Here is a 14,546-nt window from a genome sequence, read left to right as displayed (position 1 = left end):
CGGGTATCGATGAATCGCCCTAGAACTGAAAGAAGACGCTTTCCCGGGCGCCCTGCAGATGGATATCGAAACGCAATCCGTCCCCTGTTTCCCGCGCGATCATCCGCTGCCTGAGGTCTGCCGGGATTCGCGCGAGCACCGGGTCCTCGGTGTTGAGGTCGTCCTCGTCGGGGAAGTAGAGGCGGGTGACGGCCTGTTTGAGCAGGCCGCTGGCGAACACCACGATGTTCAGATGCGGCGCGAGGATGCCGTATGGCGTTGGCTCAGGATCGGGTTTCCGCACGACGAACCGCGCGAGACCATTTTCGCCAGCTCGGGCGCGCACCCACTGATCGCCGTGCCAGGCCTCGATCAGCGTGTCCGGGTAAGGGATCACCCGGCCGTTCCCGTCGGCGACGGAAACGTCGATAGCGATGGCATTCGGGCTTCCGGGATCAACCGAGTTCTCGATTCCTTCGAGCAGAAGCGCAAAGCCGTACAGCGGACCGATCGTCTGAGACGGGGTAAGCGCATAGCCGGTCAGCGATCCGCTGTCGCGCACCTCATCTGGCGCCGCGCTCATCGCACGAGCTCCGACGGTGTCATGGCGAGTCCCCGGAGAACGATGTCCCATTCATAGGACAGGGCGGCGTCGACGTCGCCCGGCTCAGTTCCCTCCCAGTCCAGCCGTGCGGTCAGCCGGTCGATGCCACGCGGATCAGGAATGGCCTGCGCGATCGGGTCGTAGGCGATCAACGGATCACCTTCGAAATAGCACTGGGTGACAATGCGGCTCTGCACGTCCGGCCCGAACAACGAAAAATGGATATGAGCCGGCCGGTACAGGCCGCGTTTCTTGGCGGGATAGGCACCCGGCCTGATGGTCCGGAACCGGTAGCGCCCGTCAGCGTCGGTCAGCGTGCGCCCAGCACCGGTGAAATTCGGATCGAGCGGAAGGAGACCCGGGTCCGCTTTGTCGACATAGCGGCCGGCTCCGTTGGCCTGCCAGATCTCGACCAAAGTATTGGGCACCGGGCGCAGTCGGCTGTCGAGCACTCGGCCGGACAGCACGATGAATTGGCCGATCGGCCTGCCTGCGTGCTGCTTCGTGAGGTCGTTGTCGCCGGGGCGCACCGGTATCCGGCCGAAAGCCGGGCCGCGCACGTGGTGAAACCACTCGTCGGGGAGTTCGATGAGTGGCCTGCGGGGCGAGCGCAGGATCGTGTTTTTGTACTCGGGATGCAGGTACGGCGGATTGCAGTCGACGGCTTCCGCTGACGTCATCGCGGAGTTCCTTCCTGGCCGGAGTCGAATGGCTTTCGTGGCTCCTCGTCCGGAACCCAGGTGATGCGATCCACGGCGAAGACGTCGTAATGCGCGATGAATCCCGGGCTGTCGGCCTGCGCCTCTTGCCACGCGGACGAGTTCACGATCTCGTTCTTGGCTTTCTCTGATTCGAACTTCATCACCGCGAAGGCGTCCGGAACAGGCGCCGAGGTGCCCGGCCACCCGTCGGCCGCCTCGGTGTTCAGAAAGCTCTCGTACCAGAGGAGTCCGGGGAACCGGCGCGCGATCGGACCGTGGACCTGCTTGAGATGGTTCTGGAACTCGGCGACGGTCGTACCGGCCCAGCGGTAGATTCCGAACAGGAGATAGACCCCTTCGTCCGGCATGCTGATCTCCGGCGCACTGGGGAGGTGGGCGTCGGGCTTCATGCGACCCCGGTCCGTGCACCGACCACTTCGTGCACCGCCGCGACGATCTTCTCCTCGTCAGGGAGGACGAAGCTCTCCATGGTCTTGCTGTAGGCGATCGTGGTGTCCATCGCCGTCACCTGCACGATCGGCGCGCGCAGCGACGAGAAGCCGTGTTCGGCGACCTCACCCGCGATCACCGTCGCGACCGACGCGTGCCGGGTGGCCTGATCAACGAGCACCAGCCGACCGGTCTTCGCCACCGACGCGAGGATTGTCTCGATGTCCAGCGGCGCGATCGTGCGGGGATCGATGACTTCCACGTCGATCCCGTCGGCGGCGAGCCGTCCCGCAGCCGCCAGCGCCCGGTGCACCGTCCACCCGGTCGCCACGAGCGTCACGTCGCTGCCAGGGCGTTTGACGTCGGCGACACCGAACGGGACCAGGTGCTCGCCTTCCGGCACCGGACCGGTCTCGAGCAGCAGCAGGAAGTGGTGCAGAAAAAGGACCGGGTTGTCGTCACGGATCGCAGTCGCCATCAGGCCTTTCGCGTCTGCCGGCGTCGAGGGCAGGGCAACCTTGAGCCCGGGCACCCCCATGAACAGCCCATAGATGGACCCGGTGTGCTGACCGGCCCAGCCCGCGGTGAACCCGTAACCGGCCTTGAGCACCATCGGCACTTTCACCTGGCCGCCGCTCATGTAGTGAAACCGGTTCCCCTCGTTCACCACCTGTTCCATCGCGACCAGCAGGAACTCGGCCATCGTGCAGTCGACGACCGGACGCTTGCCCGCGATGGCGGCACCGGCGGCGACACCGATTTCGGCGGTCTCCGAGATCGGCGTCACCCGGACTCGGTTGGGGCCGAAATCGCGTTCGAAGGCCTCGTTGTGTTCTTCGGTAACGGTCTGCCCGATCAGCAGCACGTCTTCGTCACGAGCCATCTCCAGGTAGACGGCTTCGTTGATGGCGGCGATATACGGCATGTCGCGGATCATGGAATCCTCCTCCTCACGGGACCGGGTTTCACGCGTACACGTAGGAAAGCGCCGCCGAGGCCTCGGGAAGCGGACTGCTCAAGGCGAAATCGACCGCGCGCTGCATTTCGGCGCGGGCGTTATCGAGGATCGAGTCACCCTCGGCCACCGAAAGCAACCCCTGCTCGACAAGGTGGGCGCGAAACTTGGGCACGGGGTCACCCCGCTTGGCGGCCTCGTACTCCGCGACATCGCCGTACCGGGCGATGGCCTCGTGCTCGGGAAAGTGCAGCGGCACCCCAGGCGGTGCGATGGAGTTTCCGTGCGCGGACAGCCGGTACACTTTGGACTCGATCAGCGTCGGCCCCGCACCGGACCGCGCACGTGCCACCGCGATGGCAACGGCCTCGTGCACGACCAGCGGGTCACTACCGTCGATCGTGACGCCGGGAATGCTGTACGCCCTGGCCTTGGTGGCGAGCGGCTCACCGGCCGCCGCATTGGCGTCTTCCTCCTCGGTCCGGACTTCGACGCTGAAGCTGTTGTTCTCCATGACGTACACGACCGGCAACTTCCACAACGCGGCGAGGTTGAGCGATTCGTGGAAGGCGCCCTGCTTGGACGCACCGTCGCCGAAGAAGGTCAGCACGACTTCGCCGCGTCCCCGCAATTGCGCGGCGTAGGCGGCCCCAGTACCTTGCGGGATGCTCTGCCCGACGATGCCGGATGTCCCCAGGAAGCCCCTGGCGAGATCCACCAGATGCATCGAACCGCCGTAGCCCTTGCACAGGCCCGTTGCCCGGCCGAAGATTTCGGCCATCATCGCCGAGGTATCGGTGCCCAGTGCGATCGGATAGCCGTGGCATCGGTAAGTAGCGATCACTTGATCACCGGGGCGGATCGCGGCGAGCGAACCGACGATCGACGCCTCGGCGCCGTCCGCGAGGTGGGTGTGCCCACGGATGACCCCTGGGTGTTCGGCGAACGTTCGCTTGACTCGCTCCTCGAATTCACGGATCCGCACCATGTGCCGATACATCTCGACTTGCCGGGATATGTCGAGGACAGATTCGCTGACTTGGTCGGTGGCGGTCACGCGGTCGCTCCTTCATCTGGCGGACACCTCGCGCATGCGGGCCGTCTGGCGCGAATGCACTTTGGTTTCGCGATGAGACAGAACGCTAGGGCGATGAGCTCGCGCAGACCATCGGCTGCGTGCGCGTTTATCTGGTACTCCACGCGCGCGCAACACCAGGCAACCGCGCACGGAGTCGATGGCCGAGGAAACATCGTGCGCTGGTTGCACAACTCGAGCGCGGAGGTCCGGCTCGGCGACGGTATTGTCCGGGCGGACGTAACCGACGCGGCACCAACGATCACGGACCTCGTCGTCACGCGACCGCCCTCGCCCTGCGGATCTTCCCGCGCATGAACGCCTCCGCCGTCGACGATGCGGTCCTCCTGCACCGCCAGGTCAGCATCGGCGTCGCCACGGAGACGCCTGATGGGCTCGTCGTCCCCGTCGTGGCCTGGACGGCGCGGCGGTCACCGTTCCCAACCTCGCTCGGCTGAGAGTTGTCCCGTAATGATCTCTGGAGGTCATGTCGGCTCTGCGCGGATTGCTCGTCCGGACCGCCTGTCCACCGGAGGCGAAGGTGCGTAGGTGGGCGATGCCGAGAGCCCAGTGAATGGAGCTATCCAGGGCGGCTTCTACGCCCGCGACGCTCGGTACTGCAATGCCAGCTCACGCTGCGATGTCGGCTTCAGGTGTGAGTGCAGGGCCGAGCAGCAGGCCGCCGTCCAGGACGAATTCCGAGCCCGTAGCGAAAGATGCGTCCTGGGAGGTGATGAAGAGCAACAGGCGGGTGATCTCAGAGGGTTCGGCGAGGCGGGGGATGGCGAAGGGATCGGGCGAGTAGAACTCGGCGATGGCCGGCTGGCCTGCGATGGTGGGTTCGTTGATCAGCGGGGTGGAGACGACGCCGGGGTGGATGGAGTTGACCCGGATGTTGTCCCGTCCCAGCTCCAGCGCAGCCGTCTTGGTCAGCCCGCGCACGGCCCACTTGCTGGCGGTGTAGGGGGCGTAGAAGGCCGTGCCGACGTGGGCCATGGTCGAGGCGATGTTGACGATGGTTCCGCCACCGCCCCTGCGCATCGACGGAGCCACGGCCCTGATGCCGAGGAACTGGCCGGTGACGTTGACGCTGAAGGCGTGCTCCCAGGTGCGGAGTTCGGTGTGCTCGATAGGGGCCGCCGGGTTCTGGACGCCCGCGTTGTTCACCAGGATGGTGATCGGCCCGAAGTGGCCTTCGACGTCTCGCACCACCGTCGCCCAGTTGTCCTCGCTGGCGACATCCAGGTGCACGGACAGAGCACGATTACCGAGCTGAGCAGCGAGATCGCGGCCGGCGTCCTCGTCGCGTCCGGCAATGACGACGTTCGCCCCCTCGGCGTGGTAGCCCTGGACATGACTGCTGCCCATGCCCCCGCTGCCGCCCGTGACGATGACGGTCTGGCCCTCAAAGCGTCCCATGATGCTTCCTTCCAGCCTTGCCTCAATGGTGAGCCGAGTGACTCACCTCCTGTCTCAGAGTAGGAGCAGAGTTAGAGGCGAGTCAAGCGACTCACCTCGCAGCGAGAGGCACAGCCTTCGGAGTACCACCGGCGCGTGGCAGCGCAGAAGCTGACGTCCATCATCGAGGCAGCGACGAAGCTGTTCGTTAAGCGCCACGTATCGGTGTCCGATGGTCTCAAGTCCTGTGCGGAGGCTCCCACCTTCCAGTATTCGGTGACGATCGCCTCGAACAGGGCCGCCTCGGTGGTGAACTGCTTGAACAGTGTCGCCCTCGACAACTCCGGCCGCCTCGCCGATGCGGGCCAGCGAGGTGCCGTCGTAGCCGGAGTCGAGGACAGGAGCCGACATCGAGGTATGGGCAAGCAAGACCGGCACGGTCTGGCGTGGCGACTCTGCTTGTACGGGCCTGCGCAGTCGCACCCGCGCACAGACCTATCGCCAGTCCACCAGCGGCGTCATGGCCGACGTCCGGCTTCCCCATCGCCTGCCCGGTTATCCGGCCGGCGACCTCGGCGATGACCGTCGGACGACCGAATCGCTGGTCAAGTACGACGCCGTAACGTGCCGCGGCTGCTCAGCGCCGGCAAGACCCTGACCTGAGCGCCCTCGACGACCCGATCAGCTGCGATACCACCTACGATCTCGGCGGGACGAGCGTGCTTCGAGACATGTGTGCGGGTGCACGTACTCGAAAGGATCACGGATCTTGTCGCGGCCCTCTGAACCCCTAGTCACGCTGTCCTCCGTCAAGGTTGTGATCAGCGGCGGCTTCGGCGTTGGCAAGACGACGTTCATCGGCGCCATCTCCGAGATCGGGCCGCTGGACACCGAGGCGGCGATGACCGAAGTGTCTGTCCGCGTCAACGACACCAGCGACCTGTCGGACAAGCTCACCACCACCGTCGACACCCGACGCATCGAGGACTGCTTCCTCACCGTCGAGTACTTCGAGGAAGGATCGACACCGTTCCTGCTGGCCGTCAACCGCTTCGACGGAGCCGGCCAGTTCGACATCGACGAGATCCGCGAAGCGGTCGGCGTCGGCGAGGACATACCCGTCGTCGAGTGCGATGCCCGCGAACGCGAGTCGGTCAAACACACGCTCATCGCACTCACCGGCCGAGTGCCGGCCACCTACGTCGCCTGGTGAGGCACGGCGGCGCGGCAGGTGGCGGTGCCGGCGACGACCGGTCGCACGAAGGACGGCGACTTCGGCATCGTGTAGTGATCCAGCTCGTCGACGGTGAATCCCGCTTCGCGGATCGATGTCGGCGTCGGGCGGTTGCAGTCGCAGCACACCAGAAGCCGGTTGAGCCAGTTCATCCGGTCCTGGTGCCGGGCGGCCTTCGGCTCGTCCGAGCGGACGTGTTCGACGAACAGCAGTTGCCCGTCGCGGCGCAGGACACGCCGGATCTGGTTGAGTGCCCGCCGCTGGTCGCTGACTCCGCAGAGCACGAGCGTGGAGACGACGATGTCGAAGGTGCCGTCCTCGAACGGGAGGTCTTCGGCCGGCGCCTGCAACACGGTCACCGGACGAGGCGCCGCTTCCGCGTGGCGCTCGAGCCGGCGCAACATCGAGGGGTCGGGTTCGGTGATGGTCAGCGACCGCACCTCCGGACCGTAGGCCGCGATGTTCGCCCCGGTCCCACCACCGATCTCGAGCACGTCGCCCTTCGCGGTGGCCAGCAGCTTGTGGCGCAGGTCCGCCAAGAGCAGCTTCTCGGTCTTCGCCATGAACCGGTCGTAGCTGGCGGCGAACAGTACACTGTGGATACTCATGGCTGCCTCGATTCCTCGTCGGGATGAATCGAAGCTAGCCCCGTCGCGAGTGGCGGGCATGAGGCAGTTGCCCCATTTCGGGCTGCTCCGTGTTTCCGGAACAGTCTCTACTCGTCGGTGAGCAGTCCGTGGCGCATCGCGAAGAGGCTTGCGCTGGCGCGGTTCGTCGCGTCGATCTTGGTGTAGATGTGCTCGATGTGGTTGCGCGCGGTTTTCGGCGAGATGACCAGCCGCGTCGCGATCTCGCGGCTGCGCAACCCGCGCGCGAGCAGGCGCAGCACGTCGATTTCCCGCTCCGTAAGGCGAGCCGGCCCGTTCACGGCGCGCGACACCCGGTGCCCGGCGGCCTCCAGCACGGCCTCGACCGCGCGGGAATCCAGCCGCCCCGCCGTGGCTTCCGCGCGAAGGAACCCCGCCGCCATCGGCGGGCGCAGCGCCGACCGGTGGGGACGGTCCTCGATCTTGGTCTGGTACGCCTGCGCCGCGGCGATGATCCGTCCGTGCAGCGAGATCGCCGTGCCGGACAGCTGTCGCGGGTAGCCCGAGCCGTCGAGCCGCTCCTGGCACTGCACGGCAACCGCGCCGATGGGCGCGAGCGTGGCCGACTGCCGCAGCATCCGTTCGGTGATGTGCGGATAGAGCCGCACCCTCTCCAGCTCGCCCGCGCCGAGGTCGCTGGGCTTGTCCCAGATCGAGTTGGACACGCCCAGCCTGCCCCAGCCGTGCACGAGCGCCGCGCGCCGCAGCACGGCGACGTCGTCCGCCGGCAGCGCGAGCCGTTCCGCGGCGCCGCCGGCCAGTGCGGCGACGCCCCGGGCGTGCCCGAGCATGTACGGCGACTTGAGATCGACGAAGTCCGCGATGGCGAGCAGCGCCTGATCGAACTGCGCGGTGGACATCCGCACGCCGAGCGCGGGCTCCGCGTCGATCACCGCGTCCCACGTGCGGATGGAGTCGAGGCCGTCGAAGATCGCCGCACCGTCCGCGCACAGGATGCCCGACAGCGTCGGATCGAACTGACGGCCCGAACGCTGCCGGGCCAGTCGCGCCGCCGCTTCCGCTCCGCCGACGCGGTGTGCCACCTCGGTGAACTCGGCGAGCTGTGTGAGGCGCGACGCGATCGGAACACCCTCGCCCCGCAGCCGGCCCGGCCATCCCCTGCCGTCCCACTGCTCGTAGGAGGCTCCGACGGACTCCTGCACCGCGGGCGGCAACCCCAGCTGCTCCGCGAGCGCGCGAGCCAGCCGAGAATGGTTGCTGATCATGTCGTCGAAGTCGTGGTGACCGGACACGGCGAACTCGAGCCCGAGCCGGAACCGGTGCAGCACGGGCTGGCCCGCACCGAACAGCCGGAACGCGGCCCGGGCATCGGCGAGGCCGCCGATCTCGCGTTCGTATTTGCCGCTCTTGAGGGCGATGTCGTCACTGAACCACTTCGCCTGCTCGTGCGCGTCCGAATGACAGCCGACGTTCACCAGCAATGCCGTGTAGTAGACGACCAGCCGGTCCGCATCGGCCAGCCCCACACGGTCGGCCAGCCGCAACGCGATCAGACATTCGCGCAGGACGTGTTCCATCGGCTGGCCGAACCCCAGGTCGACGCCCAACGACAGCGCGGCCACCAGTTCGGCGAGCCGCACGCTGCCCACGGTGCCCGCGCGGTCCCCGCCCACCGTCCACAGCGTACGCGCACGCAGCCACGGCGACTCCCGAAATGGTCAGCGGCTGACCCACGCAGCCCTTACGGTTTGCGAACGAGGCGAGCCGGGCGGGGGCGGTGCGTGGGACAGTGTGGTCGTGCGGCTTCCGCTGGTGGCGAGGTCTGGTGCGGTCGCGGAGATCCGTGCCGCGGTCGAGCGTGCGCGCGCCGGCCGGGGCGGCTTGGTGCTGGTCACGGGGGATGCGGGGGTCGGCAAGACCCGGCTGGCCGAGGAGGCGAGCGCCGCCGCAGACGGGCTTCGGGTGCTGTGGACGTGGTGCACGCCGGGTGCGGCGTTGCGGCCCTGGGCGCGGGTGGTGCGCACGCTGGCGGCGGAGCGGGAGACCGGAGAGATCGTGCGCCGGTCGACGTCGCTGGCGGGGCTGGCGGGTCTCGCGACATCGCCCGAATCCCGGGATCCCGAGACTGCGCGCTGGTGGTTGTCGCTCGACCTGACGGACCTGCTGCGCGCGGCGGCGCCGGTGCTGGTGATCGTGGACGACCTGCAGGACGCGGACCTCTCGTCGCTGCGTCTGCTCACCGAGATCGCGCCCGCGCTCCGGTCGGCGCCGGTGCTGGTGCTGGCCACCGCGCGCGACGACGAGGCGGAGTGGCGTGGCCGGGAAGAGGTGCGGGCGACGCTGAACCGGCTCGGTGCGCGGGTCCGGCTGCACCCGTTCGCCGACGCGGAAGTAGCCGAGCTGGCGGCCGCGACCGGCGCCGCGCCCGCGGTGGTCCGGACGATCAGCCGCCGCACCGGTGGAAACCCGCTGCTGGTCTGCGAGTTGCTGGCGTCCGGCGCGGACCCGGATTCGGTCGTTCCGTCGTCGGTGCAGGCGCTGGTGGCCGCCCGGCTGGCCGGTCTGCCCGAGCCGGCCCGCGCCGTGGTGACCAGGGCGGCGGTGCTGGGCAGCCGGTTCCGGCTCGACGTCCTGGCCGAGCTGGCGGGCGTGTCGCTGAGCGATGTCGGCGAGCGGATGGACGAGGCGGCCGGCGTCGTCGAACGGGTCGAACCGGGCATCGGCCGGTTCCGGCACGAACTGATCCGCGACGCGGTCTACGACGTCCTCGCACCGGGCGAGCTGGCGGGCAGGCACCGGGTGGCGGCGGACTGTCTCATCCGGAGGGCGGGCCGCGGGTTCGACGTCGACGCGGCCGAGATCGCGGCGCATCTCCTGCGAGCGGGCGCGCCCGAAGGCGCCGACTGGGCGACGCGCGCGGGGCAGGAAGCGTTGCGGCGCTTGGCCTTCGAGGACGCCGCGGCCTGGTACGCCGAAGCCGGTCGGTGCCTCGAAGCCGCCGGGGCGCCGTGGGAGGAGCGCGCGCGAAACGGGATCGCGCTGGGCGAAGCGCTGACCGCGTCAGGTGCGCGGCCGAGGGCGCGCGCCTGCCTGCTGGAGGCCGCCGACCGCGCGGAGCGCGCGGGCCGGATGGATCTCGTCGCCGAGGCGGTGCTCGGGATCGGCGCGGGCCGGGCCGGGTTCGAGATCGGTCTGCTCGACCAGCGCCAGATCGACCTGCTGGAACGGTTGCGCGAGGAGCCTTTGCCGGATGTGCTGCGCGCGCTGGTGACGGCGCGGTTGTCGGTGGCGCTGACGTTCGTCGGGTCCCCGCAGCGGCGGCTTGAACTCGCCACCGACGCGGTGACCGAGGCACGCGCCAGCGGTGACGACGTGGCGGTCGCGGCGGCACTCGCGGCGTCGTGCGATGCGATGGCCGGTCCGGAACACTGTCACGAGCGGCTGGCCGCGGCGACCGAGATCGTCGAGGTCGCGCAGCGGATCCGGGACCCGCGGCTGGTGCTGCTGGGGCGGCGGCTGCGGCTCGTGGCGTTGCTGGAAATCGGCCGCATCGGTGACGCGGACGCCGAGATCACCGCGTACCGGGTCGTCGCGGAAACGGTGGGTCACCCGCTCTACACCTGGTATGTCCCGCTGTGGCGCGGCATGCGCGCACTCATGCAGCGGCGGTTCGACGACTGCCGTGCCTCGCTCGCGGAGGCGGCCGCGCTCGGCGAGCGCGCCGGCAGCGACAACGCCGCCGTGCTGGTGAGCACGCAACGGTGGCTGCTGTGCGCCGAATCCGGTGACCGCGAGGGACTGCGCGGGATGCTGGCGGAACTCGACCAGGCCGCGCTGCCCGGGGCGTGGCCGCACATCACGCGCGCGTTGCTGCTGGCGCAGCTGGGCCGGGTACCGGAGGCCCGCGACCAGCTCGACGCCGTCGCGCCGCTGCTGCCCGGCATGGTGCGCGACTCGGAGTGGCTGCCCGCGATGGCCCAGCTCGCCGAAACCCTCGCCGTAACCGGGCCGCGCGCGGTCACCCGGTGGGTGCGCGACGCGCTCACCCCCTACGCCGGGCTGTACGCCGTGGAGGGCATCGGCGCCGCCGTGCGCGGCCCGGTACGGCAGTTCCTCGATCAGCTCGACGGGCAGAAACCGTTGACGGACAACGAGTTCCGGCGCGACGGCGAGTACTGGACCGTCCGCTGGTCGGGCGTCGAGTCGCGCCTGCGGGACAGCAAGGGCCTGCGCGACCTCGGCGCGCTACTCGCGGCACCGGGGCGTCCGGTCGCCGCGCTCGACCTCGCCGGTGTGGTCGTCGAGAGCGACACCGGTCCCATGCTCGACACGCACGCCCGCACCGCGTACCAGCGCCGGCTGCGCGAGCTGGAGACCGAAGCCGACGACGCGGACGCCACCGGCGATGCCGGACGTGCGGCCAAGATCGGCGCCGAACGCGAAGCCTTGCTCGCGGAGCTGACGCGCGCCTACGGGCTCGGCGGCCGCGATCGCCGCGCCGGATCGTCGGCCGAACGGGCCCGCACCGCAGTCACCGCGCGCATCTCCTACGCCATCCGCCGCATCGCCGGGACCGACCGGGCGCTCGCAGAGCACCTGCGGCGCTGCGTGCGAACCGGCACGTTCTGCGTCTACGACCCCGAGTCGCCCGTCGACTGGCGCACCTGATCGCACACCGTGCGACGCCTTCTCACGCCTCCGGGACATACCCAGCGAGAGAAGGAGCCCCGCGATGCCACACATCAACAAGACCGAGGCCGCGATGAGCGTCGACGAGCCCATGATCGAGGGCCGCTACGCCGAGCTCGGTGACTACACCGTCGGCTTCGAAACGCACAAGCTCGACTTCGACCCCGGTCCCCTCTTCGCGGGCCTGCCCGGCAACCGGTGCCAGTGCCCGCACTGGGGCGTCGTGCTGGCCGGGCGCGTCGTGTTCCGGTACGCCGACCACGACGAGGAGTACACCGCAGGCGACGCCTACTACGGCGCGCCCGGCCACCTGCCGCTACTGTTCGCCGGCACCGAGGTCGTCGAATTCAGCCCGTCCGACGGGCTGGCGGCCACGATGGCCGTCGTCACCCGCAACGCCGGCCTGCTGAACTCCGAGGTGTGACGCCATGTCGACCGACGCGCAGCTCGTGAAGAACCTGACCGGCAAGTTCGTCGAGTTCCTCGAGACCGGAACCCTGCCGGAGGGCCTGTTCGCCGAGGAAGTGTTCCTCGAGTTCACCATGCCGACCTGGTGGATCCAGGTGCAGGGCGCGGCCGACGTGCTGCGGACCCGGCTCGCCTCCCATCCGTCGCTGGGCTCGGTGCCGTTCGTACAGGCCAACCCCACCGACACCGGGTTCGTCGTCGAGTTCCACGAACGCTGGCACGCCGACGGCCAGAACTGGTACTGCCGCGAGATGATGCGGGCCGAGGTCACCGATGGCCTGATCACCGCGGCCGCCGTCTACTGCACCGGCGACTGGGACGAGGCGCGCCAACGGGAACACGCCGCCGCCGTTACCCTCCTGCGCCCGACGCCAGGTAGGAGCGCCGGCCGCTGAAGCCGGTGATGTCGCGGGCCGGGTCGGCGCACCCGCTGTCCGCCATGAAACCGAGCACGGTGCTGCCGTCGTCCAGCGCCGGCGGACCCAGATGCCGTGGCTCGGCGGTCGGGGCGAGCAACGGGCCGACCGCCGAGCCGGGCAGGTCCCACACTTCCAGCTCGATGCCGTCCGCCGGTCCAGTTCCGGTGTGGACGAGACCCGGCCGCGAAAACAGACCGTCCACTGTGTACATCCGGTAGCCCGGGCCGGTGCTGTTGGTGTGTGAACAAAATAGACCGCCGACGCGTAATACTCGGCCATAAGATCATTGGGATGTAGAGGACACTCCCTGGCCACTTCGGCCGGCCCGGCGCCGGAGACGACGTCCGGCAACATCGAGATCCGACTGAACCCCGCATCGCGGCACAGCTGACTTGGCTCTGGCGTTGATTGCCTTGTCCAGGCCGTTGAGGTAGGAGTCAAAACCGGGGAGCGTGTCGGCGCGCGCCGTGGCGATCCATGCGGCGAGGTCCTGGCCGCGCTGTTAGGTCAGCACCGTTCAGGCACCGACGGAGTCAGAGGTGCGTGCGAGCGATCGGCGCGAAAGTGTCGAGGAAACGGCCGACGTCGTCGAAGGTGAAGGCCAGCGGAGGACGAATCTTCAGGACGTTTACACCGATGCCGGTGCCGTTGATGAGAATGCGCTGGTCGCGCAGCGCGTTGATCACCGCTTCGGTGCGGGACCGGTCCGGCGTGCCGTTGTCGCGGTGGGTGACGATCTCGACACCGATATACAAGCCCGCCCCGCGCACCTCGGCGACATGCTCGGATTCCGCAAGGATTTCGCGCAACCCCTCACGTAAGGCCGTGCCGGTGGCCAGGACACGTTCCGCAACTCCTTCGGTCTCCAGGACATCGAGCACGGCGGCCGCCGCGGCGATCGGGACGGAGCTGCCCCCGAAGGTGTTGAAATAGCGAACATTCCGGCCGAACTCGTCGGATACCTCAGGGCGGAACACCACGCCCGACAGTGGGAGCCCGTTGGCCATCGGCTTGCCCATCGTGACGATGTCGGGGACCACGTCATGGCGCTGGAAGCCCCACATCGACTCACCGAGCCTGGCGAACCCGGACTGAACCTCGTCCGCGATGTAGATCCCCCCGGCGGCGTGTGCCTCGTCGATCATGACCTGGAGGTAGCCGACCGGATCGGTGAAGATTCCGTCGCTCGTATGCGCGTTGTCGGTGATCAGCGCGGCCAGCCCGTGTCCGTGGCGCTCCAGGTCGGCGATCGCCCCCCGCACCTGTTCCCGCATGTACTCGGCCAATGTTGTGCCCGCGGGCACCAGCCGCGGATCCGGCGGTTCGATCAGCCGCACGTTCGGGCCCAGCGGAGAGCCCGTGCCCAGGTGCGGGGAGAAAGACGCGGTCTCGCGTGTGATCCCGTGATAGGCGTAGCGAGTGACCACGATGCCCTCGTGGCCCGTGTAGAACCGGGCGACCCGGACCGCGAGATCGTTGGCCTCCGAACCCGAGCACGCGAACGTCACCCGGGACAGCTCCACCGGGAAGGTCGCCACCAGCCGTTCGGCGTATTCGACCAGGTTGTTCTGCACGTACCGGGTGTTGGTATTCAGCGTCGCCATCTGCCGGTCCACCGCCTCCACCACATGCGGATGGCAGTGGCCGACACAGGGCACGTTGTTGTACGCGTCGAGGAAGTCGTTGCCCTCCGCGTCGAACAGGTGGGCTCCGCGGCCCGACACGAACCCGACCGGCTCCCGGTAGATCAGCGAGTAGCCCGGTCCCAGCACGTTTATCCGCCGCTCGATCGTTGATCGCAGTTCCGGGGCCAGTTCGGCCAGCGATCCCGGATCGAACCGGTTCGGATAGTTCGCCAGTGCCCGGCTCACGGTGAAGGTCATCGAAACCACCTCGGGAGTAAGTTTCAGTTTCAGTCAGAAACTTTATACGGACCGCTGCCAGAAGGCAATGTCCTTTTTCCGCA

Annotated in this window: 15 protein-coding genes; 5 read left to right on the top strand and 10 right to left on the bottom strand. The window is 68.4% G+C overall.

The features are described from left to right. Positions 1–19: 19 nt before the first annotated feature. From GKO32_RS00490 to GKO32_RS00470, 5 genes are read right to left on the bottom strand one after another with little or no spacing between them, the layout of a single operon-like run. Complete coding sequence (locus tag GKO32_RS00490; RefSeq protein WP_154754728.1) at positions 20–562, bottom strand: peptidase associated/transthyretin-like domain-containing protein; 543 nt, start codon at positions 560–562, stop codon at positions 20–22. Continuing rightward, positions 559–1,263, bottom strand: coding sequence for a dioxygenase family protein (locus GKO32_RS00485; protein WP_154754727.1), 705 nt, complete (start codon positions 1,261–1,263; stop codon positions 559–561). The genes GKO32_RS00490 and GKO32_RS00485 overlap by 4 nt, the downstream gene beginning before the upstream one ends. Continuing rightward, the gene (locus GKO32_RS00480) at positions 1,260–1,694 is read right to left on the bottom strand and encodes an EthD family reductase (protein ID WP_154754726.1); all 435 of its coding nucleotides are present in this window, start codon (positions 1,692–1,694) and stop codon (positions 1,260–1,262) included. The genes GKO32_RS00485 and GKO32_RS00480 overlap by 4 nt, the downstream gene beginning before the upstream one ends. Further along, on the bottom strand, positions 1,691–2,671 hold the full coding sequence (locus GKO32_RS00475; protein WP_154754725.1) for an alpha-ketoacid dehydrogenase subunit beta: 981 nt from the start codon (positions 2,669–2,671) through the stop codon (positions 1,691–1,693). Before GKO32_RS00475 ends, GKO32_RS00480 begins: the two co-directional genes overlap by 4 nt. Positions 2,672–2,699: 28 nt before the next feature. Beyond that, complete coding sequence (locus GKO32_RS00470) at positions 2,700–3,746, bottom strand: thiamine pyrophosphate-dependent dehydrogenase E1 component subunit alpha (protein ID WP_154754724.1); 1,047 nt, start codon at positions 3,744–3,746, stop codon at positions 2,700–2,702. A gap of 119 nt (positions 3,747–3,865) precedes the next feature. On the opposite strand from GKO32_RS00470, the gene GKO32_RS39610 reads away from it, so the two are divergent. Beyond that, complete coding sequence (locus GKO32_RS39610; RefSeq protein ID WP_312867372.1) at positions 3,866–4,222, top strand: 2-oxo acid dehydrogenase subunit E2; 357 nt, start codon at positions 3,866–3,868, stop codon at positions 4,220–4,222. A gap of 172 nt (positions 4,223–4,394) precedes the next feature. Here the strand turns inward: GKO32_RS39610 and GKO32_RS00460 are convergent, their stop codons facing one another. Beyond that, on the bottom strand, positions 4,395–5,183 hold the full coding sequence (locus tag GKO32_RS00460) for an SDR family NAD(P)-dependent oxidoreductase (protein WP_154754722.1): 789 nt from the start codon (positions 5,181–5,183) through the stop codon (positions 4,395–4,397). Between the two features lie 748 nt (positions 5,184–5,931). Between GKO32_RS00460 and GKO32_RS00445 the strand changes: the two genes are divergently transcribed. Beyond that, positions 5,932–6,375: a GTP-binding protein gene (locus tag GKO32_RS00445; protein ID WP_154754721.1), complete on the top strand. Its 444-nt coding sequence runs from the start codon at positions 5,932–5,934 to the stop codon at positions 6,373–6,375. Here the strand turns inward: GKO32_RS00445 and GKO32_RS00440 are convergent. Next, positions 6,360–7,004 carry a class I SAM-dependent methyltransferase gene (locus GKO32_RS00440; protein ID WP_154754720.1) on the bottom strand — a complete coding sequence of 215 codons (645 nt, stop codon included), beginning with the start codon at positions 7,002–7,004 and terminating at the stop codon, positions 6,360–6,362. The two genes, GKO32_RS00445 and GKO32_RS00440, sit on opposite strands and share 16 nt — an antisense overlap. Positions 7,005–7,111: 107 nt before the next feature. After that, a complete protein-coding gene (locus GKO32_RS00435; RefSeq protein ID WP_312867371.1) occupies positions 7,112–8,677 on the bottom strand; it encodes an HD domain-containing phosphohydrolase in 1,566 nt (521 codons plus the stop codon). A gap of 124 nt (positions 8,678–8,801) precedes the next feature. On the opposite strand from GKO32_RS00435, the gene GKO32_RS00430 reads away from it, so the two are divergent. The 3 genes from GKO32_RS00430 (at position 8,802) to GKO32_RS00420 (ending at position 12,556) form a co-directional block, all read left to right on the top strand. After that, positions 8,802–11,672, top strand: coding sequence for an ATP-binding protein (locus tag GKO32_RS00430; RefSeq protein WP_166459296.1), 2,871 nt, complete (start codon positions 8,802–8,804; stop codon positions 11,670–11,672). Positions 11,673–11,736: 64 nt separating this feature from the next. Next, positions 11,737–12,117 (top strand): cupin domain-containing protein, encoded by a 381-nt coding sequence (locus tag GKO32_RS00425; RefSeq protein ID WP_154754718.1) that lies wholly within the window; start codon positions 11,737–11,739, stop codon positions 12,115–12,117. Between the two features lie 4 nt (positions 12,118–12,121). Beyond that, entirely contained in the window at positions 12,122–12,556 is a 435-nt protein-coding gene (locus GKO32_RS00420) for a hypothetical protein (protein ID WP_154754717.1), read from the top strand. On the opposite strand, the gene GKO32_RS00415 is transcribed toward GKO32_RS00420, so the two are convergent. Both GKO32_RS00415 and GKO32_RS00410 read right to left on the bottom strand, forming a co-directional pair. Beyond that, a complete protein-coding gene (locus GKO32_RS00415; protein WP_154754716.1) occupies positions 12,513–12,791 on the bottom strand; it encodes an allophanate hydrolase-related protein in 279 nt (92 codons plus the stop codon). The two genes, GKO32_RS00420 and GKO32_RS00415, sit on opposite strands and share 44 nt — an antisense overlap. A 322-nt stretch (positions 12,792–13,113) precedes the next feature. Next, positions 13,114–14,463: an aspartate aminotransferase family protein gene (locus GKO32_RS00410; protein WP_154754715.1), complete on the bottom strand. Its 1,350-nt coding sequence runs from the start codon at positions 14,461–14,463 to the stop codon at positions 13,114–13,116. Positions 14,464–14,546 lie beyond the last annotated feature (83 nt).

Origin of the sequence: Amycolatopsis pithecellobii, from assembly GCF_009707865.1 — a bacterium.
GTDB lineage: Bacteria > Actinomycetota > Actinomycetes > Mycobacteriales > Pseudonocardiaceae > Amycolatopsis_E > Amycolatopsis_E pithecellobii.
This window is presented reverse-complemented; position numbering and strand designations above follow the sequence as displayed.